We start from the raw sequence: 23,921 nt of genomic DNA, 5'->3' as shown, positions 1-23,921 counted from the left end.
CTCCTCCCCGGGGCCGGGGTACGCGAGGATCGTGCCGCCGCGCCTGTGCAGGCCGGGATCAGGGCGGGGCGCGGCGGCGGTGGGCTAGCGCTGCACGTCGGCGGTCAGCCGATCGAGCACGCCGAGGAGCCGGTCGACGTCGAACGGCTTCGCGAGCACGCCGGCCACGGCGCCGCGGATGCTGGGCTCGCTCACGCCGGAGAGCAGGAGGACGGGCACCTCGACGCCCGCCGCGGCGAGCGCGGCGAGGAACTCCTCGCCCGTCATCTCGGGCATCACGTAGTCGAGCAGCACCGCCCGCGGCCGCGCGCCGCGGGCGAGGCGATCGAGCGCCTCCAGCGGCCGCGTGAACCCCTGGACGCCGTAGCCCTCGTCGGCGAGCAGCTCCATCAGCGAGTCGACGAGCGCCGGGTCGTCGTCGACGACGAAGATCTCCGCGCGCGGGGGCGGCGAGGCGCCGGCCAGGCACGGAGAAGGGCCCGGCGAGCTCATCCAGTTTCTCTCGATCGCTGGCCTTTTCGGCGCATGAGGCGCGCAAAGGATACCAGACGGCCGCCGCGACCGCATGGGGCAGGTCGCGCGGGCGTGGCGCGCGGCGTGGCGCGTGGCGCGTGGCGCGTGGCGCTTGGCGCGGGGCGTGGCGCTTGGCGCGGGGCGTGGCGCTTGGCGCGGGGCGTGGCGCTTGGCGCGCGGCGTAACGCTTCCCACGGCGCAGATCTCCGCTGAGCTCCGAAACTCGCTCAGGACGGAGTTTTCCTCATCAATTGGGCTTGCCGCCGCGCCGCTGCTTGCAGATCGTTGAGCACCTGATACCCCTGTAAGGTTCCTCCCAGGACGACCCGAGCAGCTTGACTTGAACTGCTCGCGGGTATCGAATTGTGGTCCGAAGGACACTCCAATCCCCCTGTGGTCATCATGGCGGAAACCCCTGCTAGCAAGCTGCACATCTATCTGATCGACGATCACCCCGTCGTCCGCGAAGGCTTCGCTCGAGCGCTCTCGGACGAGCCCGACATGGTCGTCGTGGGCCAGGCCGGGACAGCAGCCGACGCCTTGCGCGAGACGGCGAGCTGCAAGCCGGACGTGGTGCTCGTCGATCTCAACATCCCCGACCGGGACGGCATCGAGCTCCTCGGGGCGCTGCGGGCGCAGCTTCCGCAGGCGAAGCTGCTCGTGCTGAGCGGCTACGACGACGAGTTCCGCGTCGCCGAGGCGCTCCGCGCGGGGGCGCAGGGGTACCTCGTGAAGACCTCGAAGCTCGAGGAGGTCATCGAGGGCATCCGCCGGATCGCGACCGGCGGCGCGCCGCTGTCCTCGAGCATCGCGGGCGCCGTCGTGCGCGCGATGCGCAAGCCGGCGAGCGAGGGCTCCGGCGGCCTCGACGCGCTGACCCCGCGCGAGCGCCAGGTGCTGCGGCTGCTCGCGGCCGGCGTGTCGACGCGCGAGACGGCCGCGCGGCTCACGATCAGCCCGAAGACGGTGGAGACCCACCGCGTGCGCATCTACGCGAAGCTCGGATGTAAGAGCGCGGTCGAGCTGACCCGCATCGCGGTCCGCACCGGGCTGATCGAGGCGTAGGCCACCCGCGATCGCGCGAGGCGCCCCGCCCGCTCACCGCGCGGGAGCGGGGCGCTTCGCCTTCCTCTTCCCCGGCGCTGCTTCCTTCGTGGCCGCCTCCGGCGTGGGGCTCGCGCTCGCTCGGCGCTTCGCGTCCTCGAGCAGGCGGTCGATCCGCACGCCGTCGATGGTGAGCCCGTCGATCTTGCAGCCGGTGATCTCGACCTCGCGGAGGTCCGACGCCTCGAGGCGAGCGCCGCGCAGGGTCACGTCGGACCAGCGCGTCCCCGCCGCGTCGGCGTTGTCGATCCGCGCGCCTGCCAGCGACACGTCGTCGAGCGAGGCGGCGGCGAGCGCGACGTTGTGGAGGCGGGCGCCGCGCAGATCGACGTCGTCGAGCTCGGCCTCGGCGAGCGCGACGTTGTGGAGGCGGGCGCCGCGCAGGTCGATGTCGTCGAGGTCGACCTCCGTGAGCGCGACGTTGTGGAAGCGCGCGCCGCGCAGGTCCACATCGTCGAGCTCGGCCTCGGCGAGCGCGACGTTGTGGAAGCGCGCGCCGCGCAGGTCGGCGTCGTCGAAGTCGGCCCCGGCGAGCGTCGCGCCGTGAAAGCGCGCGGGCCTCGGGGGCGCCGCGGCGTCGCGCTCCGCGGCGTCCGCGCTCGACGGCGCGATGGGGGGCTTCTTGGCCATGGGTCCATGCTAGCGCTAGGCGCAGGCGGCGCGCTCGCGCCGCCCGGAGAGCCATGAACGCACCCGACGCCTTCGTGCCCCACCACGCCCTCGTCTCCGCGCCCTCCGCGGCGCCTGCCCGCTGGATGCTCGTGCTGCACGGCATCTTCGGCTCCGGCGCCAACTGGCGCACCTTCGTCCGGCGCCTCGCCGAGGCGCAGGCCACCGGCGGCGCGCCCGGGGCGCCCGGCCCCGCCGCGCGGCCGTGGGGCTTCATCCTGGTCGACCTGCGGGCGCACGGCCTGTCGCAGAGCCCGCCGGCGCCCCACACCATCGCGGCGGCCGCCGACGACCTGCTCCGGCTCGGCGATCGCCTCGGCCTCGATATCCGCGGGGTCATGGGCCACTCGTTCGGCGGCAAGGTGGCCCTCGCCTACCTCGATCGCCGGCGCGCGGGGCCCACGGAGCCCACGGAGATCGAGCGCGGCTTCATCCTCGACGTCGATCCGAGCGCCAGGCCCGCCGGCGAGGGCGGCTCGGAGAGCCCCGGCGTGCTCGAGCTGCTCCGCGCCATCCCGCAGCCGATCGCGTCGCGCGAGGCGTTCCTCGAGGCGGTGCAGGCCGCCGGCTTCAGCCGCGGCATCGGCGAGTGGCTGGCGATGAACGTCCGCCGCGAGGGCGACGGCTTTCGCATCCGGCTCGACCTCGACGTCCTGAACGACCTGCTCACCGACTACTTCGCGCGCGATCTGTGGCACGTCCTGGAGGAGCCGCCGGCGCCGACCGCCGCCGGGGTCGAAGCGCGGCGCCTCCACGTCGTCCTCGGCGGCAGGTCGGCGTCGGTCTCGCCGGAGTCGCGCGCCCGCTTCGAGGCGCTCGCGGCGCGCGCGCCCTGGCTCTCGGTCCACGTCCTCCCGCGCGCCGGCCACTGGCTCCACGTCGACGATCCGGACGGCCTCTTCGACGCGATCCGGGCGGCCCTGTGATCGTCCGCGATCGCCTGAGCCCCGCGCGCGGCGCGGCCGCGCCTGGATCCAGGCTTTCCGTCCTGCTCTCCATCCACTATCGGTGAGGCGACCTATGCGCATCGCGTCCTGGAACGTGAACTCCATCCGCACGCGGCTCGAGCAGCTCACGAGCTGGCTGGTCCGCGCCGCGCCCGACGTCGTTTGCATGCAGGAGACGAAGGTCGAGGACGGCAGCTTCCCGGAGGCGGCGCTCTCCGAGGTGGGCTACCGCTCGATCATCTTCGGCCAGAAGTCCTACAACGGCGTCGCGATCGCCGCGCGCTTCGGGCTGTCGGTGGACGACGTGAAGAAGGGCCTCGACGGCGACGAGGAAGACGTCGCCCGGCGGATGCTGTCGGCCACGGTCGAGGGGATCCGGATCATCAACGTCTACGTGCCCAACGGGCAGGCGGTGGGGACGCCGGCCTTCGCGTACAAGCTCGCGTGGCTGGAGCGGCTCCGGCGCGAGCTCGAGGCGAGGTACCGGCCCGATCAGCAGCTCCTGATCTGCGGCGATTTCAACGTGGCGCCCGAGCCCATCGACGTCGCCGAGCCGAAGAAGTGGGAAGGGCAGGTGCTCTTCCACCCCGACGAGCGGGCGGCGCTGGGCCGCCTGATGGAGTGGGGGCTCGTCGACGCGTTCCGCGCCTGTCACCCCGCCAAGGCGGCGTACAGCTGGTGGGATTACCGGATGGGCGCGTTCCGGCGCAACAAGGGCCTCCGCATCGATCTCGCGCTGGTGACGCGCCCGCTGGCCGAGCGCTGCGCGGATGTGTCGATCGACACGCGCCCGCGGGAGCTCCAGCGCCCCTCGGATCATGCGCCGGTGGTGGTGGAGCTCGCGGACGGCGCGGCGCCGCCCGGGGCCGCGCCGGCGGTCTGAGCGCGGCCGGGCGTCAGCGGGGGGCGGGCGTCAGCGGGGGGCGGGCGCCGCTACGACGTGCGCCGCGCCGTCGGCCGCGGCCGCTGGCGCGGCGGCGGCGTGCGCCTCGCTGTCCGCCGGGGCCGCGGGCGCGGTGGCCTCGAGGGGCTTCTTCGCCGCGTCGGCGTCGCACGCCGGGCGCGCCAGCGACTCCTCGACGCAGGCGGCGCGCATCGACGGGGGGCACGCCACGCGGATGTGGAAGTGGTCGTTGTGCAGGTCGGCGTCCCTGGGGCTCATCATCGCGGCGGCGGCGCGGCTCCGGAGCTCCGCCGGGACGCGCGTCTTCGCGGCGTACGCGAGCAGCCGCGCCCGCAGCGCGTCGGTCACGAACAGGTATTTGACGCCTGCCTGGCGGTCCTGGAGCAGCGCCTCGACCAGCGCCCAGTTGCGCTTGTCGTCGAAGCGCGCCCCGGGGAGGCCGATGGCGTCGCCCTTGTCGTCGAACGCCACGAACCGGTCCATGCGCAGCGTCTTGCCCTTCGAGTTCACGACGTAGAACCCGACGTCGGCGTCGCGCCCCGTCTGGTGGGAGTTGTGCCCGTCCAGGCGGCCGCCCGTCCTGGCCGAGAGATCTCCGACGAGCAGCGCGGAGTCGCCGTGCTTCTTGGCCACCTGGAAGGAGGCGCGCCGCAGGGCCTTCACGAGCACGGGCAGCCCCCAGGTCCTTGCGCCCTCGCGCGTCTTGAGGTGCCGCGATGACCGGAGCCGCACGGCGCCGTTCAGCCGCCCGCGGTTGGGCGCCCCCTTCGACAGCGGCTTGCGCTCGTCGGCCTCGGCGGCGGTGCCGCCGCGCGCCGCGCGGGAGGTCTCGCCCCGCCGCGCCGCGCGCTTCTTGCTCGCGCGGTCCGCGGCCGTCCCCTTCGCCCCGGCGCCGCGCGCGGCGCGCGATCCGCCCTCGTCGCCGGTCGAGCTGCGGCGCGCGGCGGGGCGCTTGCCCTGCGGGCGCTGGTCCGGCGGCTGCTCCACCGAGGCCGGCCGCGCGCCCGCCGGGGCGCCGAGGGCCGGCGCCGCGACCGACAGCGCGAGCAGGAGGGCGGCGACAGGGCCCCGGGACGCGAAGCAACGGCGGGTGAGCGGGCGAAGCAACGGCATGACGGGGGCGGACCCTACCCCGCGGCGCGGCGGGCAGAGAACTTCTTTCGCCGCCGTCGCCGGCGGGGCGCGGGCGAGCGCAGGGCGACGCCCGTCCGGGCTCAGCGGGGGTGGCGGCCTGAGAATTGCGCATCGGGATGCTTCATCGCCTTGACATATCGGCTCCGGTGCGGTTAGAAGCGTTCCGCGAGCCCCGCCGAGGGGCGCGCAGGAGCGCCCGTAGCTCAGCTGGATAGAGCGTCGGACTTCGAATCCGAAAGTCGCCTGTTCGAATCAGGCCGGGCGTGCCGGGCTCAACGGACGACGCAAGCGATCCAGAGAAGTCCCGGGGACTGTTCCAGAATCCGTCGGTTTGACAAACTACTCGGGCCATTAGCTCAATTGGTAGAGCAGTGGACTCTTAATCCATTGGCTGAAGGTTCAAGTCCTTCATGGCCCACCCGAGATGATTGAGGAATCCAGCCAGCCCGAGGGGCTGGCTGAGACAGCCGGGACAGCGGCTGGAACGATCGAAGAAGCAGCGCGGGACAGATGCTCGAAAGCCCGACGACCCAAGGGGTGTCGGGCTTTCGGTGTTTTGAGGACCCGATGGTCATCGAGCTGACGCCGAGCTTCCAGGTGATCGACCCGCGCTTCCGCAAGGTCGCGCTCCCGCACGTGCACGTCGAGAAGCTGTACACGGGCTGCCGCTGGGCGGAGGGGCCCGCGTGGTTCCCGGCGGGGCGCTACCTCGTCTGGTCGGACATCCCGAACGACCGCATGATGCGCTGGGACGAGACCGACGGCTCCGTCTCGGTGTTCCGCCAGCCCGCGATGAACGCCAACGGCCACACGGTCGACCTGCAGGGCCGCCTCGTCTCGTGCGAGCACCGCGGCCGCTGCGTCTCGCGCACCGAGCACGACGGCTCGCGCACGGTGCTCGCGTCGCACTTCGAGGGCAAGCGGCTGAACTCGCCGAACGACGTGGTCGTGAAGTCCGACGGCAGCATCTGGTTCACCGACCCGAGCTACGGCATCGACAGCGACTACGAGGGCGACGCGTCGCCGAACGAGCAGGGCGCGCAGCGCGTCTACCGGCTCGACCCGGTCTCCCTCGCGCTGACGGTCGTCGCGAGCGACTTCGTGCAGCCCAACGGCCTCGCCTTCTCGCCGGACGAGTCGCTGCTGTACGTCGCCGACACCGGCGCGACGCACGCGAAGGACGGCCCGCACCACGTGCGCAGGTTCCGCGTCGACGCGAACGGCGCGCTGACCGGCGGCGAGGTGTTCGCGACCTGCCCGGTGGGGGTGTACGACGGCTTCCGCGTCGACGTGCACGGCAACCTGTGGCTGTCGGCCGGCGACGGCGTGCACTGCCACGCGAGCGACGGCGCGCTGCTCGGCAAGGTGCTGATCCCCGAGACGGTGTCCAACGTCTGCTTCGGCGGCGCCAAGCGCAACCGCCTGTTCATCTGCGGCACGACCTCGCTCTACGCGGTCTACCTGAACACCCGCGGCGCCGCGCGCTAGCGCTCCGCCGCCATGGCGCGGCCGAGGAGCCCGATGATGCGCTCCGCATCATAGACGCACCCACCCCAGCTGCCGCCGCTGGCATCCTGAAGAGCAGCCCATAGCCGCGTATCCGCGCTCACGCGGTCGTCGGGCTTCAGGGCTGGATTGGGCAAACGGGCGGCAAGACCGCCGGCCTCCACGCCCACGACGTCCACCGTCCCCTCCAGCTTGCGCGTGTCGATCCGAAGCCGGACGCGGTCGCCGTCGCGCACGCGCCCGATGGGCCCACCCGCCCACGCCTCCGGGCTGACATGGCCGATGCACGCCCCGGTGGACACGCCCGAAAAACGACCATCCGTGACCAGGGCGATCCGGTGCCCGTCCTTCACGTGCTTGAGGGCGGAGGTGATCTGGTAGGTCTCCGGCATTCCGATACCGGGACCGATGCCGATCAGCACCATCACGTCACCCGGTTGCACGGCGCCCGTCTTGATCGCCTCGATCGCCGCGTCCTCGCTGCCGAACACGCGCGCAGGCCCTTCGTGCAGATAAACGCCGTCCGGTCCGATCACCTGAGGAGCGATCGCGGTGCTCTTCACGAGCGCTCCCTCGGGCGCGAGGTTGCCGCGCAAGAAGGTCACCGTGCTGGTGAGGCCGCGCTCACGGGCCTTCCCGGCGGACATGATCACGTCGTCCGGGTCGATGCCGTCCAGCTGCTGCAGCTTGTCGCGCAGGCGCCGGCGCCGTTCGCTGCGCTCCCACCATTCGAGGTTCTCGCCCAAGGTCCGGCCGCTGACGGTGCGCGCGCCGAGCCGCAGCAGGCCAAGCTCGCGCAGGTGGAGCATGACCTCCGGGACGCCTCCCGCGAGGAAGACCTGAACCGTGGCATAATGTCGTGGCCCGTTGGGCAATACGTCCACGAGGCGCGGAACGAGGGCGTTGATGCGCGCCCAGTCGTCCACCGTGGGGCGTCGAAGCCCGGCCGCATGGGCGATCGCCGGCACGTGGAGCACCAGATTCGTCGACCCGCCGACGGCGGCGTGCAGCACCATGGCGTTGTGGATGGAATCGTCGGTGACGATGTCCCGCGTGGTCACGCCGCTTCGCTCGAGGGCCATGAGCGCGTGCGCGGAACGGCGGGCGAGGTCGCGCCAGATCTCGGCGCCCGACGGGCTGAGCGCGCCGTGCGGGAGGGCGAGGCCGAGCGCCTCCGCCACCACCTGGCTCGTCGCGGCCGTCCCCATGAACTGGCAGCCGCCGCCGGGGGAGCCGCAGGCGCGGCAGCCCATCTCGGCGGCGTGGTCGAGGCTCACCTCCCCGCGCGCGTAGCGCGCCGCGAGGGTCTGGACCTTGGCGGTATCCTCCGCCTCCTCCGCGAGGAGCGTGACGCCTCCCGGCACGAGCACCGTGGGGAGGTCGGGTGTGCCGGCGAGCGCCATCAACATGGCCGGCAAACCCTTGTCGCACGTGGCGACGCCGAGCACGCCCCGGCGCGTGGGCAGCGAGCGTATCAGCCTTCGAAATACGATGGCGGCGTCATTGCGATAAGGGAGGCTGTCGAGCATGCCGACGGTGCCATTGGTCCGCCCGTCGCACGGATCGCTGACATAACCGGCGAACGGAATGCCCCCGCCGGCCGTGAATGTACGGGCGGCCTCCTCCATGAGCAGCCCGACCTCCCAGTGTCCCGTGTGATACCCGAGCGCGATCGGCGCGCCGTCGGGCGCGCGGATGCCCCCCTGCGTGCTGAGCACGAGGAACTGCTTGCCGCGCAGGCGCGCAGGATCCCACCCCATCCCGGCGTTCTGAGTCCAGCCGAACAGCTCGCCGCTGGACATGGCGCGCAGCTGCTCGGCCCCGAGCGGGAGGCGCCCCGACGGCCCGGGCGCGGTGGTGCGCAGGGCGTAGATCGCCTCGCTGTCGGACTCGAATACCGGATCGCGGCTCATGCGCGGGGAGCGACGGGAGCGCGGGTGGACTGGCCGTCGACGAGGCGCGATATCCCGAGCGGATTGTCGTCACGCAGCTCCGGCGGGAGCAGCGCGGGCGGACACGACTGGTAGCAAACGGGGCGCGCGAAGCGGAAGATGGCCGCGGTTCCAACCGAGGTGAAGCGCACGTCGCTGCTCGCTGGATACGGCCCGCCGTGGTGCATGGCGTGCGACACCTCCACGCCCGTCGGATAGCCGTTGAAGACGAGGCGGCCCGCGACCCGGCTGAGGACATCGACAAGGTCCTGGGCGGCGGCGAGATCCTCGGCGGTCCCATGGAGCGTGGCGGTCAGCTGGCCTTCGAGCGCGCCGAGGAGCTGAAGCAACTCTCCGCGGCTCGATGCGGTGACGAGCAGCGCGTACGGTCCGAAGATCTCGTGCGCGAGGTGCGGCTGCCGCGCGAAGTCGGCGGCGGAGACGCGAGCGACGCGCGCGCCGGCGTCGGTCAGCCACTCCACGCCTTTCAGCTCCCGCACGGAGCGGTCGAACGACTCCTGGATACCGGCGTGCAGCATCACGCCGGGAGCGACGGCGCGCGCTCGGCCGGCGACCGACTGAGCAAACGCATCCCATTCAGGGGAGGCCAACCCGAGGACCAGGCCCGGCTTGGTGCAGAACTGGCCGACGCCGAGCGTGCACGAGTTGGTCAGCCCTTCGGCGATCGCGTCGCGGCGCTCGCGCAGCGCGCCGGGCAGCACGACAAGCGGGTTGATGCTGCTCATCTCGGCGAAGACGGGGATCGGCCGCGGGCGGGCGGCCGCGGCGTCGCAGAGGGCGCGGCCGGCGCGGGTGGACCCGGTGAAGCCCACCGCCTGGATCGCCTCGTGGCGCACCAGCAGGAGCGAGACCTCGGGCGAGGCGCCGTGCACCATGCCGAACACGCCCGCGGGCAGGCCCGCCTTCTGGACGGCGGAGCGCAGGGCCGAGGCCACGAGGTCGGAGGTGCCGGGATGCGCCGGGTGGGCCTTGACCACGACCGGGTTGCCTGCGGCGAGGGCGGAGGCGGTGTCGCCGCCCGCAACGGAGAACGCGAGGGGGAAATTGCTCGCGCCGAAGACGGCGACCGGGCCGATCGGCCGCAGCATGCGGCGCAGGTCGGGGCGCGGGAGCGGCTTGCGGTCCGGCAGCGCGGGATCGATCCGCGCGTCGACCCAGGAGCCCTCGCGCACGACCGCGGCGAAGAGGCGCAGCTGGCCGGTGGTGCGGCCGCGTTCGCCTTCGAGGCGGGCGACGGGCAGCCCGGTCTCCCGGTGCGCGGTCTGGATCAGGGGTTCGCCGAGCGCCATGATCTCGTCGGCGGCGGTCTCCAGCAACCGGGCGCGCAGCTCCGGCGCGAGGTCGGCGAAGGCCTGCGCCGCCGCCGCGGCGGCGCGCGCGGCGGCGTCGATCTCGGCGGCGGTGGCGTCGCGGTAGGCGCCGAGCTTTTCCCCGGTGGCGGCGTTGTGAGCGAAGAATTCCATGGTTTCAGCGCGGAGCCGGAGATGAACGTCTCGATGTCTCGATCTTCATACGATGCGCCTCGTCAACCTGCGGATACCGGGTTTGCCAGCGTGCCGGCGCCGAGAATCGTGATCTCCACGAGGTCGCCAGGCTCCAGGGTGAACGAGTCGGGCGGCACGATGCCGGTCCCGGTCATGAGGACGACGCCCGCGGGGAAGCTCAGCTCGCGCGTGAGGTAGGCGACGAGCTCCTCGGGCGCGCGCCGCATCCTCGCCGTCGAGGTCTCCCCCGCGAACACCGCCTCGCCCCTGCGCCGGATCGCGAGCTGGATGGAGAGCGCGCGCAGGTCCAGCCCTGGCTCGTCCGCGAGCGCGATGGCGGGGCCGAGCGCGCAGCAGCCGTCGTAGATCTTCGCCTGCGGCAGGTAGAGGGGGTTGTCGCCCTCGATGGATCGCGACGAGACGTCGTTGCCCGCCGTGTAACCGACGATGCGGCCCGCCGCGGACACGACGAGCGCGAGCTCCGGCTCGGGCACGTTCCAGCTCGAGTCGCGCCGGATGCGCACCGGCGCGCCCGGACCGGCGACCAGGCGGGGCGTCGCCTTGAAGAACAGCTCCGGGCGCTCGGCGTCGTACACGCGGTCGTAGAAATCGCCACCGCCCGCGCTCTCTTCCTTGCGCGCGTTGCGCGAGCGCTCGTAGGTGACGCCCGCCGCCCAGACCTCCTGCACGTCGATCGGGGCGAGCAGCGGGACGTCGGGCGGGAGGGGGCGGGCTGCGGCGCGCGCGTCGCGCACCGCGCCGAGGGGATCGGGCAACGCGAGCCACGAGGCGACGGACGCGAACGCCTCCGGGGACGCCGCCGTGAGGTCGTGGCGCGCTCCCCGCTCGTCCTCGACCCCGAGCCGTGGCCCTCCATCGCCCGCAAACCGAAACAGCTTCATGTCCGCGCCTCCCTAACAGGCCCCCTCGTCCGCGCCCGAGCGACGTGCGTGAGCACGCGCGGCGCAGCGCTGAAGGCCATCCATCCCACAGTCGCGTGGCGACCGCATGATCCACCATTTGCGCGTTCTGTAAAGCCACTTTTTCGCGCTCGCCTGAGCGATACCACGCGGAGGCCCCCGGCGCGCCGGCGCGGGGCCCCTCAGGGCGCCTGCGGCGCGCGCGGCGAGCTCCGGTCGAGCGCCTGTCCGAGCAACCGGCAGACCTCCTGCTCGGACACCGGCGTGTAGTCCTCGTACCAGAGCCCGACCGAATAGACGGGATCCCGGATGTAGCAGTAAACGAACTCGCGCGCGCGCCGGGAGAGCTCCGCGTACGCGGCGTACGACGCGACGGGGACCGCGATGACGATGCCCGCCGGTCGTCCTTGCTCGACGGCCGTCACTGCGGCGCGCATGCTCGCTCCGGTCGCCACGCCGTCGTCGACGAGGAGGAGCGTTCGATCCCGGATGCCAGGCGCCCTGTGGCAGCCGTAGTAGACGCGCTCCAGGCGCTCCACCTCCCGGGCCTCCGCATCGGCGAGCCATTGGACCGTCTTGTCCGAGACGCCCAGCGCTCGGCAGAGCTCTTCGTCCACGACCCGGACGCCGCCGCTCGCGACGGCGCCGATCGTCATGCGGTGGTTGACCGGCGCCACGATCCGGCGCGCGATCAGCACGTCGAGCGGCACCCGGAGGAGCTTCGCTATCTCGAAGCCGACCAGCACCCCGCCTCGCGGCAGCGACAGGAGGGTGACGTCTTCCCGCCCCGCGTAGGCGGCCAGCCGCGGCGCGAGCTGGCGGCCGGCGTCGGCCCGATCTCGAAACGGCATGTCTCCCTCTCCCATCCCGGCATCGCCGGGATCGCCGGCGGCGCTCGGCGTAGCGTGCAATTGTCTCGCCAGGCGCGGCGCCTTACGCCGCCGGGGCGCTCTGCTCGCGTCGCCAGGCGGCCTCACGTGCGCCGAGATCGCGTCCGGCGCGAGGACCATGGCCCGCCCAGGCATTTCTCCCCTGGGCGAGGCCCCTCGAGGATCGGCCGCGGTGGCGATGACAGCGAGGCGTCGCGTCACCAGGTACCCCGTGCACCCCTCGATCCTGAGGACATGCCGCTCGCCAGGGAGAGAGATATGGCCAGGCTTCAGCTCGAGCTCGAGCAGCGCGAAGCGACAGACGTGAGGACAGCCCTGTCGATCCGGCTCGTGGGCATGCGAGAAGAGCTGGTCCACACCGACAATCGAGAATACCGGGCGGACCTGAAGGCGGCGATCGAGCGGCTCGAGGTGGTGCTCCGGCGCCTCGACGCGTGCCTGGCCGGCTGACGCCGGCACCATGGAGCGTGCGCGTCGGTGACGACCACGCGCACGGCGCCGGCCGCTCGCATGGATTCCTCACCGTGCGAAGGAGCGATGCGATCTCCTGGGACGCGATGTGTGTCCGCGATCGAGCACCGTGGGGAGCACGGAGTGCCCGTCGACGAGCGGCTCCGGCCCGCCGGGCGCGGCGCCGCCGACAGCACGCGCGCCCCCGCGGTTCGCGCCCGATCGACGTACGCGAGCACCCGCGCGCGCCGCCTCGGAGATGAGCGGCCCGAGGTGCGCGCCGGGATCGGTGCCGGGGCCGAGCTTCAAGCGCCCGACCCGCTCGACCGCGCGCCGGGTGAGCTCGTCCCCCATGGTCTCGACCACGATCGCGCGCGACGTGGCCGTGCACTTCTCGCCCGCCGAGCGCAGCGCCCCCTGCACGGTCAGCTCGACGGGCAAATGGCCGAAGCTCTCCGATCGCAGCGACATCATCGCACCGCCAGCTGCGACACGTCCACGCCGTCGGCGTCGGGGGTGATCCCGTAGTAGTCGAAGTACACCTTCGCTCGCGAGATGCCCGAGGCGATGGTCATGTTGGTCAACGCCACCGTGAAGCTCGCCCCGGGCGCGAGCGTGACGGCCTCCGAGGTGGGGGTGGCCGCCCAGTAGCTGCCTCGCACGTCGTCCGAGAGGGCAGAGAACGTCCACCCCGCCGCGGTCAGGGACATCGAAGACACCGCGTCGTCGGGCACGAGCTGACCGAAATGGATGTAGATCGACGAGCCTTGTTTGGCCGCGTCCTCGTTCACGATCTCGCCGGGTGAGAACGTGGCCGGCACCTTCCGCAGGTTGGTCACCGTCAACGTCAAGCTGGCGGCGGCTCCGGACTGGACGACCGGCGCGCCGCTCGCGTTCGTCAGCGCGAAGCGGAGCACCGTCGGGTTCACGCGGAGCCACCCTTCGGTGAGCGTCTGGGGGCTGTACTGCCAGACGGCGCCCGCCGTAGGAGCGGCGATGTCGGCGATCACCCGCCAGGTCTTGCCGCTCGACAGCGTCTCCTCCTCGATGAACGCGAACTCCACGCCGCCGATGGTGGGCAGCGGCAGAGAGACGCCCGGCGCCGGCTGGAGCACCGGGCTGACCTGGAACGTCACGTCCAAATCCGCGAGCGTGTCCGCATACTGATCCGGCGGGATGGACAGGGTCGCTGTCGGCAAGATGCCCGTGGTCGCGTGGACCGCCGCGCGCGGATCGAGCAGCATCAGCACCTTCTGCGCCCCGAGCGAGGGCGAAGGGCCCGTGCCTTCTGGCGGCGCGGAGGGGCTGAGCAGGAGGCTCGTCGTCGACGGCACCACCACGCCGGACGTGGCTCCGGAGGTCGCTGCCTCGGTATAGAAGGTGGACAGGTCGTATGCGCCCTCGGCACCCTGCTTGAAATAGCCCACCAGGCCGTCGTCGAGCTGCTTCAGGTCGCCGAGCACCACCGGCAGTCGAAGACCGCTGATCCCGCTGTCGGTGTCCTCGAACGTCTGGCCGCCGACGAGCGTGGAGAAAGACTGGTTATACGCGACCGTCTCCGACAGCGCGAGGCGCAGGGACGCCTGACACAGGGCCACCGGGCGACCCACGAGGAGGGCAAGGCCGGACTGGCTCGGAAGCGTGGACGGCGCGGTCGAGCTCGCGGCGGTGTCGAGCGCTGTCCAGAACGCTTCAAAGAAGGCCGGCGTGGACGCGGCGAGGGCGACGGCGAGGTCGCGGAGGTGCGGGTTCTGAGAGGCCATGACCGTGGCCACGTCTTGGTCCACCGTCGTGTCGTCCCCGGGGGTGGCCTGCCAGACGACCCTCGTCTTGTCACCGGTCAGAGACAGCACGCCGAGCGGGGCGCCGAGGGCGTTGTAGAAGAACACGCCGATGACGAGGTGGCTCGGCAGGAGGAAGCCGCAGATGGGCGTGGTCGCGGGGTGGTCGTTCATCTCGGCGTACTCGGCCGCGTCCGCCGCGAGCCACCGGAAGAGGAGGCGCGACGGCTGGACGAGGCGCGGCGGCAGCGTCACGACGCCCGGCACGGCCTCGCCGCGGTACGTGGTGGCGAGCGTGCGAGAGATGTAGATCTGCTGGATCTGGACAGGGCGCTTCTGCCCGAACACGTCGAGCACCGTGAGGCTCGGCTGCATGAAGCCGGCGCGCAGCGGGGAGAAGGCGCCGTTGAAGAGGGGCGAGAGCGGCGGGATGTCGTCGCGCTGGGTGATGATCGACGTGGTCTGTCGCGTGGCCACCTGGAACGGCATCGGCGCGGCGGACGACACGCCGATGTCGAGCTGGAGCGCCTGCGCGCGCATCAGGAGGGCGTTGTCGAGGCCGGTCATCGCCTGCATCACGATCGGCGTGGCCTGCAGCTCGGACAGGACGGCGGACAGCGTCGGATCGGCGTGGCTCGCGAGGTACTTCGCGATCTGATCGGCGAGGTTCTCCGCCGTCTTCGACGACAGGACGCCGGCGCCCGTGTACGCGACCGTGCCCGAGCCGGGGAGGGTCGGATCGAACGACACCTTGGAAGGATCCACGTCGATGCTGCCGGGCCCGTTCGGCGTGTACGACATGAACCGCGGGTCGTCCGTGTCCAGCGTGAAGTTGCCGGTCACGACCGCAGGGTCGTAGGGCGAGAGCGCGCCGGAGGAGGTGACCGTCGGGGACAGCGGATGGTAGTTCGCGGTCCAGAGCACCAGGAGAGGAAGCCAAGGGTTTTCGCCTTCCCACCACGTCGCGGCGACCGGAGACGGCAGGGTGCCGGTGAAAGCCTGGTACGCGCCGCTGGGGGCGCCGCTCTTGAGGGCGGCGTCCAGCGCGGTCGTGAGCGCCGCGTCGGCGTTCCCGCTCGCCGCCGCCGCGATCTGCGTGTTCAGGAGCACGGCCTCGAGCACCAGCGCGGCCATGTCCGACGCGTACCGGAGGTGGTTCGGCGACGGCGGACCGAGGGCTGCAACCTGGCTCGCGCTCAGGATCACGGTGCCACCGCCTGCCTTGCTCAGCGTCACGGCGGTGACCACCGCGTCGCTCGTGCGGCACGCGAGCTTGCCTTCGGGGTGGAATCGGCCGTCGCCTCCGTACCGCGCCGCCTGGCGGACCGCGTCGCCGGCGAGCAGCACGACAGGCTCCGTGGGAGCGAGGGACGCCTGCGCCGGGACCTGCTGCAGCTCGTACCCCGCCGGCAGCATCTGGCCCACCGCCTGGAGCTGGGCAGCCAGCTTGGTCTGCGCGTCCACGAGGAGGCGCTGGGTCGTGGACCAGCTGGAAGCTCGCGTGGAGAAGGCGTTGAATGCCTCGTTCTGGTGGGCAGGCGTCACCTGGAAGAGACGGTACCAGTCGGCGAAGAGCTGCCATTTGAACGCGGTCACGATCCGCGCCATCTCGTCCGCCTCCGCCTGGTATTCATTGAGGAGGTTCAGCGCGTCGGCCAGGGGGACGGGCAGGGGCGGCGGCGTGGCCGACTGCGCCTCTTCCGGGAGGGTGTCGGCCGCGGCCACGATGGTGTGCAGCGTGCCGGCGGGCGTGGAGCCGAACTGGCGGGCGAGCAGCTCCTCGTCGAGGGCGGCGAGCTGTCCGGGCACGGGCGCGGTGATGCCGCTCAGGAGGCCGAGCTGGAACAGGGTCAAGAGGTCCTCGAACGCGGCCGGCTGCGGCTGGGTCTTGCCGGCCATGTATGCCGAGAGCGCCTCCGCCGGGTGGTTGCCGATGGCCACGTCGAGCGCGAGCGGCGCGCCCTCTCGCGAGATGTACTGCGTGGAAGGGCTCCAGACGATGTCCTGCGCAAAGCCGCTGTAGAGCGAGTACGACGCCGGGGTCACGGCGGAGAGGAGCTTCCAGCCGCGCTCGTCGGACAGAGCGGCAGGGTCCTTCCCTCCGGCCGCGGGGTCGTTCGCCGGGTCGCTGTAATAACCGGTGACGACGTACATCAGGTTGACCGGGCCCTGGCTGGTGTCCACGTCCGAGAGGTCGTCCCAGAAGCCGAACACGTTGCGCGCGTTCGGGTAGAACGCCGCGAAGGCGATGTCGCCGCTGGCCGCCGCGTGGATCGGAGTGCCGCACAGATCGACGATGCTCGCGCCCGGCGGCGGGGTTGGATCGGTCCAGCTCCCGTCGAACAGCTGCCATGCGCCGAGGTACCGGAACCCGCGACCCGGCGCGCCGCCCGACGCGACAGGAGGCTCCTTGACTGGCAATGTGGGCGCGTTCTTGCCGTCCGGGCGCACGGTGGAGAGCGCGTCGCTCATCACGATCCAGCTCTTCGAGGCCAGCGGCCCGCCGGACACGACCACGCGCGTCACGAGCCAGCGGTTGGGCAGCGCAGGGAAGGTCAGGTCGGCCGAGCTCGCCCGCGTCAGCGCGTCCGGCATGGCCCAGTGCAGGTGGACACCCTGCTCCATGGGCCAGAGCGGCGGCTGGCTGTAGTCGCGCCACACGTTGACGCCGAGGAACGCGGGGAGCGGGGCGGTCGTCTGGTCGGAGTACGTCGTCGTCGCCCCGGCGAAGCGGACCGTCTGCTCGTGCGCGTCCACCGCGCCCACGCAATAGGCCTCCACGTCGAGCGGGACGATGAGGCCCGTCGTGCCCGCGACACCCGTGCTCCTCATGACGACACCTCCGCGAAGGCCACTTCCACGACACCCTTGCTCATCTCCAGGGCCCACTCCGCCGACGTCACCCCGTTTGGCAGCGTCTGGCCGAAGTCGCCGGTGAGCCGCGACGCGATCGTCGCCGCGGCGCTGGCCACCTGGAGCGTCTGCCCGTCCGCCCGGGTCGTCACGCAGGCGACGGCGTGCGTGCCAGAGGGATCGCACGGAGTCACCTTGGGGGTCGGGTTCGTGGTGTACTGCTTCCCCGGCGTGGGAGGGTTCACCTCGCGCAAGGTCGTGAAGTACGCGCCGGAGGGGCCGCGCTCCACGCCGGCGTGGAGCTGCTCGGGCGGCTCCTGGATGAGCAGCGAGCCCAGCACGCCATCGAACAGCGCCATCGTCACGCTGTCCGAGAGGCGCCGCACCGTCACCCGCGGGATCTCGGCGGTGCACGCATCGTCCGAGAAGCCGCGGAAACGCAGGTTCGGCCAGCCGGTGGCCGCGGCGGACCGGAGCAGGAAGCCCGTGATGGGTCCGCGCGCGTCCGGCGCGGGCTCGGCCAGCATTGCGGCCCGCGACCGCGGGTCGTTCTTGCGGAGCGTCCGCATGTGGCGGCGCGCGCTGAGCCGGACTCGCGGCGCATGTACGGTCTCCAGCTCGCCCGCCGACGCCGTGCGGCGCCCCACGCTGAACGCGCCGTCGATCAGCGCGTCCACGTACCCTTCGTCCACGTAGAAGAAGCGGATGGACTCCGGCGGCAGCATCCGTTCGTCGGGGACGAGGTAGTTGAAGGGCACGCCCGTCAGCGTCGCGAGCTGAGCCAGCCAGTCGAGCACCTCGGGCGGGAGCGGCGGCGGTTCGCTCGCCGCCCGGGCGGCGCGCTCCTCCAGGAAGCTCGGGAAGACCTTCGCCCCGCCGAGCCTCGACTGGAAGAGCGCCTCCTCCGCGGCGATGGCGTCCGACTGGATGACGGAGAGCTTCCACTTGTAAAGCGCGTTCGCGACGCCCGTGGCTTGCAGCATCAGGAGCTGGCCGAGCTGCCACGCCGCGCCGTACGAGACGTCGAACATGCCCGTGAACGGGTTGTAGGCGTTCGCCGCGTCGGGGCCCGAGCAGAGAGCGGCGGACCTGGGCGACGCGGGGGTCGGGGCGGGCAGGAGCGGTCCGCGGTAGAAGGACACGGTCTGACCGCCGTGACGCAGGTGGTGAGTCATGGGCACGTAGCCGAGCATCAGCGCTTGCTGGACGAGCACCGTGGCGTCCGCCGTCGAGGGGGTGCCGAGGGCCTGATTGGCGAGCGCACGCTCGATCTCGGCCGCGCTGGGGGGCGGCCCGTTCAGGGGCAAGGCCAGGGTGGACAGCGCATTCGAATCGGGCGCGCGGTTCAGGCTCGTGAGCAGCGCCTCCAGCGTCTGGTCCATCGCGTTCGCCGTGAACGACCAGGCTCGATAGCAGAGGAGGCGCACGGCCGTCGTCCCCGCCGGGATCGACGGGCTCTGGGCGCCGTCGTCCGCCGGAAGGTAGTCCGCCATGTCCTCCAGGGACACGAGGAACGCGCGCGTGACCGCCGTCGTCGACGGGATGCGGTTCGCCACCACCACGGCGCAGCGCTCCGTCGTGGTGGCGCTGTCGACGCCCTCGGTCGTGTCCACCTCGCGGACGTGCGCGAGGTACTGCACATCGGCGGCCGACGGCGCGACCTTGTTCCACGTGGCGAGCGGCAGGTCGATCACCGTGCACGGGTCGTCCGGCGTCTCGCCGTAGCCCATCGGGTTCATGGTCGCCGCGCCGTAGGAGAGGATCGACGCCGGCAGGGTGCCAGTCCCCGTCACGGTGGATCCCGTCACCGTGATGGCCGTGCCCGCGGGGACGAGGTCCTTTGCGTGCATGGCCGCGGGCACGGGGCTCTCGCCGTCCGCGAGCACGAGCACCGCGAGCCAGGGATCCTGGTCGTAGGTCGAATCGCCGCTCTTGAGCGCCCGCTCCCACGGCAGGGTCCGGCGGCGCAAGACCACGTGGGGCAGCACGCCGTCGAGCTCGCCGTTCGCGAGGTTCGGCGGGAACACGCTCGCGATGTCGTCCGGGGCGAGGGAGAATCGCTCGCCCCTCACCACCAGCGTCGCCTGCGCGGAGAAGGTGCCTGGGCTCTGGTTCGGGATGTTCTCCTCGGCCGTCACCACGTACGTGCCAGTCCGGAGCGGCGGCGTGGCGTCCTGAATGAACGTTACGTACTTCTGGGCTGTGCTCGTGCTCCTCACCGCGTCTCCTCCTTCGTCTCGCTTCGTCACGTCGAGCGCATCTCACCGAGCAAGCGGAGCCGCGGAGCGGCGTCCAGATCGTCGTTCGCGGGGTCCGACAGGGAGGTGACGTCCACGTTCGGATCCACCGTCACGCCCTGCCCTGCCATGGCGGCGATGAGCGCGCTCCGCACCGTGTCCACGGTCCGCGTCGCGATCGTCTGCGCCACGGTCTCGGTGGTGAACGGGTCCGTCGTCGGGATGACGGCGCTCGTCCACGAGAACGGCTGGATGTCGTCGTCCAGCGTGAAGAGCAGCGTCTCGAGCGGGACCGGAAGGGTGGTGTCCGGCGGCGTGACGACGGGCACGAGATCGTAGCCGCCGAGCGCGTTCACGATGGTGCTCGACGTGAGCGCCGTGCCCGGATCCACGACGGGGACCCCGTTCGCGTCGAAGGTCTTCAGCTCCCAGAACGCCTTGGGCGCGTTCACGAGCGCGCGCACCGCGTGGAACGTGGACAGCTCCGACGACTGCACCGCGAGCGTGAGCCCGGGCTGGAAGTCCGCGTTGCCGATGCCAGCGGGCCCCGCGCCGAAGGCGACGTTCGGGACGATCACGTTGCCCTGCGTGTCCCGCGGCTGCTCGCTGTCGGGCGCGAGCGACACCTGCCCCGAGAAGGTGCTCGTCTTGATCGGAATGACGGTCTTCACGTTGCCGCGGAACGTCTCCCCGTTGACGAGGTACACCGGCGCCGACGGGGTATCGTCGAGGACCCGGACCAGGCCCTGGGACACGGTGAACCGGACGAGCGGCGAGGTCGCGGGGTCCCCGAGAGACGTCCCGGCCCGCACGCCCGAGCCGAGGCGCCGCGAGGCGCCCGGCCGCGCGAATCGGCCCCGCGGGCGCGCGGCCTGCGACGAAGCGCTCGACGGGCCGGGGAGCACATCCGACACGAACTCGTGCCATGGCACCTTCGTGGACTTGTCCTGCGACGACGTGCCGAACGAGATCGTGAACGAGATGATCGAGAGATCCACGGTCGCCTTCCCAGCGAACGAGGGTCCCCAGATCTGGATGCCCACGCCGACGTGGACCGTGAACGACACGCGGACGAACCAGATCTTGACGCTGAAGGATGCGCCGAGATCGATGCCAGCGTCGATGAAGTAGTGGAAGGGCTTGAACTGCAGCAAGAAGTCCGCCCACACCGTGAACCAGGCGCGGACCGGCCCGCTCTCCCACGTCGCGCTCAGCTGCCCGCCGGCCATGACCACGTTGTTCGTGAGCGCGAAGTAGAGCCCGCCCACGATGGACAGCGCGGGGGGCATCCGCCAGCTCAGCCCGAGCCTGGGGACGGCGGGGTAGTAGCTCGGGACCGTGAAATTCGGGTTGTAGCCGCCGAAGGTGAGCACCGTCTCCCCGGCGCGCTCGCCCGAGAACCAGAGGTTGAAGGCGAACCCGCCGGTCAGGCGCGCGTCCTTCGACAGGATGTACGAGCTCGGGGTGAGCTGTCCGGCGATGGCGAGCAGGCCCGTGGACGGAGAGAAGGACACCTCGAGCGCGATCTGGACCTCCGCGACCGGCGACTCCGGGGGGATCTGGAGGGTCGAGATCCCGAGGAGAGCGACCTCGAAGGTCTTCCCGAAGGTGACCGTGGCGAGCGCGAAGGAGTCGACGATCGTGAAGCTCGTGAAGCTGAGACCCGCGGCGAGCCAGTAATCTCCGACGCTCGGCGCCACCACGCCGGACGACGCGAGCCGCGTGAGGACCCCCTGCACCTGACCGCGGATGGGCTGTGTCGGATCCATCGTCGGCGGGTCGTTCCCGCCCGTCGCCCACGCGACCAGCGGGAAGCTCGCGACGCCGCTCACGTCCGGGATGACGAGCTGCCGGTTGAAGCCGAACCCGACCGCCGCCCCGGTGACGAAGAACGCAGGTATCCCGCCGAGCGGCGCGTTCAGGATGCCGTACAGGAAGAACGACGGGTGATCCTGGTACTCCGCGTATCCGGCGAACGCCGCGAGGGCCAGCTCGGGCACGCGCACCGACAGCGCGCCCACGAAGTTCACCGGCGACAGCGTGCCGAGCAGCCCACCTTGGATGCTGATGGGCCCTTCCTGGAAGCTGACCGCGATCCCCTGGATCGTGAGCTCCACCCTCGGCGACTCGATCGGCGAGCCGATGCCCAGCCCGAGGAGGTCGATCTCCAGGCCTCCCGCCGCGAGCGCCATGTTCGTGAGCACGAACAGGGACCCGCGCTGGTACGAGAAGCCGATCTTCTGGAAGGTGACCGGACCGAACGTCTTCTGCACGTCGATCCACATCACGTCGCTGCCCGGCGCGGCCGCGCCCGCGAGCGCCGTCGCGGCGGGCGTCGCGGTCGCGGCGAGCGCGGAAGGCGGAGGCGCGGGCGGCGGGCTCGTCACGAGGAGGCTCAGGCTGCCGAGCGCGAGCTCGGCCACCATCGAGAAGCCCTTCGGGATGGCCTGGGTGCCGGCCGCCGCGCTCGTCGGCGGGAGCGGCTTCACCGGCACCTGGAGGTCGGCCATGAGCTGATTGACCGCCGCGACGTCCGCCGCCGTGAACGCGTCGGACGTCACCACGAGCTTCAGGTTCTTGATGCCCACCATCGCGTCCGCGGGGAGGGCCTTGCCGACGAGCGGGAGGCTCGACAGCGGGAACTCGACCGCGATGTCCATCGCGAACAGGTACTTCTTCGCGCCGTTCGCGTTGACGTACGCGAGCAGCGCGTCCGCGACGTCGATGACGAGCCCGTCTGGCAGGATCGAGGCCACGCTCGGCGAGATCGTCGCGATGAGCTGCTTCACGTCGATCGTGCCCGCGTCCGCGCCGTGGGTGTACGCCGCCACGAACGCGTCCGAGCCACCGCCCCTTCCGAAGCCGACCTCGAACGTCAACCCGTTCGCGGTGAAGGCGCCCTGCACGACGGCGGTCAACGACGGGCTCCACGCGAGCTGGAAGCCGACCGAGAACTCGGTCAGCGTGAGCACGCCGGGGATCACCTCCCAGTCCAGGGTCGGTGTGAGCGGATCCGCCGCGCTGGCGAGCGCGATCGTCATCCCGAGGTTCGTCAGCGCCGTGGGCGAGACGGTGAGCCCGAGGTTCAGGTTCTGGATGAGGAAGTGGAGCCGATCGAGGCCGGACGCCCGGATGTAGCTCCCGAGGTCCGCCCCGTTCGCCAGCGTGGCCATCTCTCCGATCGACGGGAGCGCGATCACCGGCGAGATCACGTCGAGGCGCCACGGCGCGGTGGACGCGCTCCGGCCGAACTCCACCAGCACCTGCCCTGCCTCGCCGATCGCGAACATGCCCCCCACGGTCCCGAGCACGCCGTTCTGCGCGTCGATCGTGAACTGGATCTGAAGGGACGACAGCGTGAGGCCGTTCGAGGGGAGGAGCGGCCAGGGGCTCGTGGACGAGAGCGCGAAGGTGAACTCCTGGAGCGCGAACCCTTGCGCGGCCACGGCCACGCGGAGGTACCGGAACGTGAATCCGCCGACCTTCGACAGGCCCGCCGGGAGGAGGCTGTCCATCGAGCCGCCGGAGAGCAGGTGCGCGATGTCCCCGAGGTCCGGCAAAGCGATGTTCGGTTGCGCGGTGAGCGACCAGACTCCCTGGTCCAGCGGAAACGGGATCTCCGCCTCCAGGGTGAGGCTGCCCAGCACGAAGTTACCCTGGACGTAGCCGGACCCCGAGAGGCCCAGCGCGACCCCCTGTCCCGCTTGGGTGTAGTCGAGCCCCAGGGAGACCACGACATCGGTGAGCGCGATCTTCCCGCCGGCCGCGGTCCAGAGGGCCTTCGAGGGATCCGAGGTGTCGGCGACGTCGAGCGTCACGTTCGAGAGCAGAGGCGCGCTCGGCCAGAGGGAGAGGCCGAACGACCGGAGGCCGAGCCCGGTCGTGCCGATGATCGCCGGGAAGGCGGCGAGCAGGTTCAGCCCGGAGGGAAGGAGCCACGCGAGGTCGTCGAAGGACCAGCTCTGCCCGTCCACCGGCCCCAGCTCGTACCCGCTCGTGGCGGTCGAGAGCGCGACGCTCAGGCCCTTCGCTCCGCTCGGCGGCGACACGTCGCCCTGGATCTGGGGCACGAGCGCGTACGTCATCAGACCGCTCTGCGGCGCCGCCACGCCGACCAGGCCGTAAACCGCACTGGCGAACGTCAGCGCGGCGGCGAGCCCGGGAACTTGCACCGTGGGTGACGGCCCGCTCGTGACGATACCGCTGTAGAACCCGGACGGCAGCGCGGCGCCGAACATGCCCGTGATCGTGGCCAGCGCGGGCGCCTGGAAGAGCGCCTCGATGGCGACGTCGCCGTTCCCGAGGTCCTCGAAGGTCACGGTGAGCGTCAGGTCCTGCCCCTGGCCGCTCACGACCAGCACGTTCGACGTCACGGACGCAGGCAAGCTCACGTTCGACGTGAGGGTGAAGCCGGTGAGCTGGAGGAGCTGGAAGACGTCGAGCAGGTGCGCGCCCGCCGTGCCGCGGAGCGTCGGCGGGGTGAGCGGGAGCGCGTGGTTCGGGTCGCTCGCCTGGGCCTGCGACAGCGAGGTCAGGAGCGTCTGGAGGAGCTGGGATGCGGTGCCGTCGGACATGGC

16 protein-coding genes and 2 tRNA genes are annotated in these 23,921 nt (G+C 71.7%); 7 read left to right on the top strand and 11 right to left on the bottom strand.

Annotated elements, in window-relative coordinates; translation table 11 throughout:
• Nucleotides 1–84: 84 nt before the first annotated feature.
• Nucleotides 85–492, bottom strand: coding sequence for a response regulator (locus WMF33_RS45295; RefSeq protein ID WP_061628008.1), 408 nt, complete (start codon nucleotides 490–492; stop codon nucleotides 85–87).
• Nucleotides 493–915: 423 nt separating this feature from the next.
• Between WMF33_RS45295 and WMF33_RS45290 the strand changes: the two genes are divergently transcribed.
• On the top strand, nucleotides 916–1,578 hold the full coding sequence (locus WMF33_RS45290) for a response regulator (RefSeq protein WP_044970202.1): 663 nt from the start codon (nucleotides 916–918) through the stop codon (nucleotides 1,576–1,578).
• 33 nt (nucleotides 1,579–1,611) lie between these two features.
• Here the strand turns inward: WMF33_RS45290 and WMF33_RS45285 are convergent, their stop codons facing one another.
• The gene (locus tag WMF33_RS45285; RefSeq protein WP_437334386.1) at nucleotides 1,612–2,247 is read right to left on the bottom strand and encodes a pentapeptide repeat-containing protein; all 636 of its coding nucleotides are present in this window, start codon (nucleotides 2,245–2,247) and stop codon (nucleotides 1,612–1,614) included.
• A 53-nt stretch (nucleotides 2,248–2,300) separates the two neighbouring features.
• Between WMF33_RS45285 and WMF33_RS45280 the strand changes: the two genes are divergently transcribed.
• Both WMF33_RS45280 and xth read left to right on the top strand, forming a co-directional pair.
• The gene (locus tag WMF33_RS45280) at nucleotides 2,301–3,212 is read left to right on the top strand and encodes an alpha/beta fold hydrolase (RefSeq protein WP_437334385.1); all 912 of its coding nucleotides are present in this window, start codon (nucleotides 2,301–2,303) and stop codon (nucleotides 3,210–3,212) included.
• A gap of 94 nt (nucleotides 3,213–3,306) precedes the next feature.
• Nucleotides 3,307–4,116, top strand: a complete 810-nt coding sequence (gene xth / locus WMF33_RS45275; RefSeq protein ID WP_437334384.1) for an exodeoxyribonuclease III — start codon at nucleotides 3,307–3,309, stop codon at nucleotides 4,114–4,116.
• Between the two features lie 30 nt (nucleotides 4,117–4,146).
• Here xth and WMF33_RS45270 read toward each other — a convergent pair whose 3' ends face one another.
• The gene (locus WMF33_RS45270) at nucleotides 4,147–5,250 is read right to left on the bottom strand and encodes a penicillin-insensitive murein endopeptidase (RefSeq protein ID WP_437334383.1); all 1,104 of its coding nucleotides are present in this window, start codon (nucleotides 5,248–5,250) and stop codon (nucleotides 4,147–4,149) included.
• Nucleotides 5,251–5,463: 213 nt separating this feature from the next.
• On the opposite strand from WMF33_RS45270, the gene WMF33_RS45265 reads away from it, so the two are divergent.
• The 3 genes from WMF33_RS45265 (at nucleotide 5,464) to WMF33_RS45255 (ending at nucleotide 6,759) form a co-directional block, all read left to right on the top strand.
• Nucleotides 5,464–5,537, top strand: a tRNA-Arg gene (locus WMF33_RS45265).
• Nucleotides 5,538–5,616: 79 nt separating this feature from the next.
• Nucleotides 5,617–5,689: transfer RNA gene (locus WMF33_RS45260), tRNA-Lys, on the top strand.
• Nucleotides 5,690–5,838: 149 nt separating this feature from the next.
• Nucleotides 5,839–6,759, top strand: coding sequence for an SMP-30/gluconolactonase/LRE family protein (locus tag WMF33_RS45255; RefSeq protein WP_437334382.1), 921 nt, complete (start codon nucleotides 5,839–5,841; stop codon nucleotides 6,757–6,759).
• On the opposite strand, the gene WMF33_RS45250 is transcribed toward WMF33_RS45255, so the two are convergent.
• The 4 genes from WMF33_RS45250 to WMF33_RS45235 all read right to left on the bottom strand — a co-directional run bounded on the left by WMF33_RS45250 (nucleotide 6,756) and on the right by WMF33_RS45235 (nucleotide 11,984).
• Nucleotides 6,756–8,690, bottom strand: a complete 1,935-nt coding sequence (locus tag WMF33_RS45250; RefSeq protein WP_437334381.1) for a YjhG/YagF family D-xylonate dehydratase — start codon at nucleotides 8,688–8,690, stop codon at nucleotides 6,756–6,758. The two genes, WMF33_RS45255 and WMF33_RS45250, sit on opposite strands and share 4 nt — an antisense overlap.
• Entirely contained in the window at nucleotides 8,687–10,192 is a 1,506-nt protein-coding gene (locus WMF33_RS45245) for an aldehyde dehydrogenase (NADP(+)) (protein ID WP_437334380.1), read from the bottom strand. Before WMF33_RS45245 ends, WMF33_RS45250 begins: the two co-directional genes overlap by 4 nt.
• A 62-nt stretch (nucleotides 10,193–10,254) precedes the next feature.
• A complete protein-coding gene (locus tag WMF33_RS45240; RefSeq protein WP_437334379.1) occupies nucleotides 10,255–11,115 on the bottom strand; it encodes a fumarylacetoacetate hydrolase family protein in 861 nt (286 codons plus the stop codon).
• Between the two features lie 200 nt (nucleotides 11,116–11,315).
• Complete coding sequence (locus WMF33_RS45235) at nucleotides 11,316–11,984, bottom strand: phosphoribosyltransferase (RefSeq protein WP_437334378.1); 669 nt, start codon at nucleotides 11,982–11,984, stop codon at nucleotides 11,316–11,318.
• Between the two features lie 297 nt (nucleotides 11,985–12,281).
• Here WMF33_RS45235 and WMF33_RS45230 point away from each other — a divergent pair, with 297 nt between their 5' ends.
• Complete coding sequence (locus tag WMF33_RS45230; protein WP_061624112.1) at nucleotides 12,282–12,473, top strand: hypothetical protein; 192 nt, start codon at nucleotides 12,282–12,284, stop codon at nucleotides 12,471–12,473.
• Nucleotides 12,474–12,542: 69 nt separating this feature from the next.
• On the opposite strand, the gene WMF33_RS45225 is transcribed toward WMF33_RS45230, so the two are convergent.
• The 4 genes from WMF33_RS45225 to WMF33_RS45210 are packed head-to-tail and all read right to left on the bottom strand — an operon-like array spanning nucleotide 12,543 to nucleotide 23,918.
• Nucleotides 12,543–12,944 (bottom strand): aldehyde dehydrogenase family protein, encoded by a 402-nt coding sequence (locus WMF33_RS45225; RefSeq protein WP_437334377.1) that lies wholly within the window; start codon nucleotides 12,942–12,944, stop codon nucleotides 12,543–12,545.
• Nucleotides 12,944–17,086, bottom strand: a complete 4,143-nt coding sequence (locus WMF33_RS45220) for a hypothetical protein (protein ID WP_437334376.1) — start codon at nucleotides 17,084–17,086, stop codon at nucleotides 12,944–12,946. Before WMF33_RS45220 ends, WMF33_RS45225 begins: the two co-directional genes overlap by 1 nt.
• Nucleotides 17,083–19,326, bottom strand: a complete 2,244-nt coding sequence (locus WMF33_RS45215) for a hypothetical protein (protein WP_437334375.1) — start codon at nucleotides 19,324–19,326, stop codon at nucleotides 17,083–17,085. The genes WMF33_RS45220 and WMF33_RS45215 overlap by 4 nt, the downstream gene beginning before the upstream one ends.
• A gap of 26 nt (nucleotides 19,327–19,352) precedes the next feature.
• Complete coding sequence (locus WMF33_RS45210) at nucleotides 19,353–23,918, bottom strand: DUF6603 domain-containing protein (protein ID WP_437334374.1); 4,566 nt, start codon at nucleotides 23,916–23,918, stop codon at nucleotides 19,353–19,355.
• Nucleotides 23,919–23,921 lie beyond the last annotated feature (3 nt).

Origin of the sequence: Sorangium sp. So ce394 (assembly GCF_051474665.1) — a bacterium.
Classification (GTDB): domain Bacteria; phylum Myxococcota_A; class Polyangia; order Polyangiales; family Polyangiaceae; genus Sorangium; species Sorangium cellulosum_D.
The sequence above is the reverse complement of the archived record's forward strand: the minus strand, read 5'-3'. Positions and strand labels throughout refer to the sequence as shown.

Coding starts and splice junctions, on each gene's coding strand:
- WMF33_RS45295 (WP_061628008.1), bottom strand. CDS start 492: ATGAGCTCGCCGGGCCCTTCTCCGTGCCTGGCCGGCGCCTCGCCGCCC.
- WMF33_RS45290 (WP_044970202.1), top strand. CDS start 916: ATGGCGGAAACCCCTGCTAGCAAGCTGCACATCTATCTGATCGACGAT.
- WMF33_RS45285 (WP_437334386.1), bottom strand. CDS start 2,247: ATGGCCAAGAAGCCCCCCATCGCGCCGTCGAGCGCGGACGCCGCGGAG.
- WMF33_RS45280 (WP_437334385.1), top strand. CDS start 2,301: ATGAACGCACCCGACGCCTTCGTGCCCCACCACGCCCTCGTCTCCGCG.
- xth (WP_437334384.1), top strand. CDS start 3,307: ATGCGCATCGCGTCCTGGAACGTGAACTCCATCCGCACGCGGCTCGAG.
- WMF33_RS45270 (WP_437334383.1), bottom strand. CDS start 5,250: ATGCCGTTGCTTCGCCCGCTCACCCGCCGTTGCTTCGCGTCCCGGGGC.
- WMF33_RS45255 (WP_437334382.1), top strand. CDS start 5,839: ATGGTCATCGAGCTGACGCCGAGCTTCCAGGTGATCGACCCGCGCTTC.
- WMF33_RS45250 (WP_437334381.1), bottom strand. CDS start 8,690: ATGAGCCGCGATCCGGTATTCGAGTCCGACAGCGAGGCGATCTACGCC.
- WMF33_RS45245 (WP_437334380.1), bottom strand. CDS start 10,192: ATGGAATTCTTCGCTCACAACGCCGCCACCGGGGAAAAGCTCGGCGCC.
- WMF33_RS45240 (WP_437334379.1), bottom strand. CDS start 11,115: ATGAAGCTGTTTCGGTTTGCGGGCGATGGAGGGCCACGGCTCGGGGTC.
- WMF33_RS45235 (WP_437334378.1), bottom strand. CDS start 11,984: ATGCCGTTTCGAGATCGGGCCGACGCCGGCCGCCAGCTCGCGCCGCGG.
- WMF33_RS45230 (WP_061624112.1), top strand. CDS start 12,282: ATGGCCAGGCTTCAGCTCGAGCTCGAGCAGCGCGAAGCGACAGACGTG.
- WMF33_RS45225 (WP_437334377.1), bottom strand. CDS start 12,944: ATGTCGCTGCGATCGGAGAGCTTCGGCCATTTGCCCGTCGAGCTGACC.
- WMF33_RS45220 (WP_437334376.1), bottom strand. CDS start 17,086: ATGAGGAGCACGGGTGTCGCGGGCACGACGGGCCTCATCGTCCCGCTC.
- WMF33_RS45210 (WP_437334374.1), bottom strand. CDS start 23,918: ATGTCCGACGGCACCGCATCCCAGCTCCTCCAGACGCTCCTGACCTCG.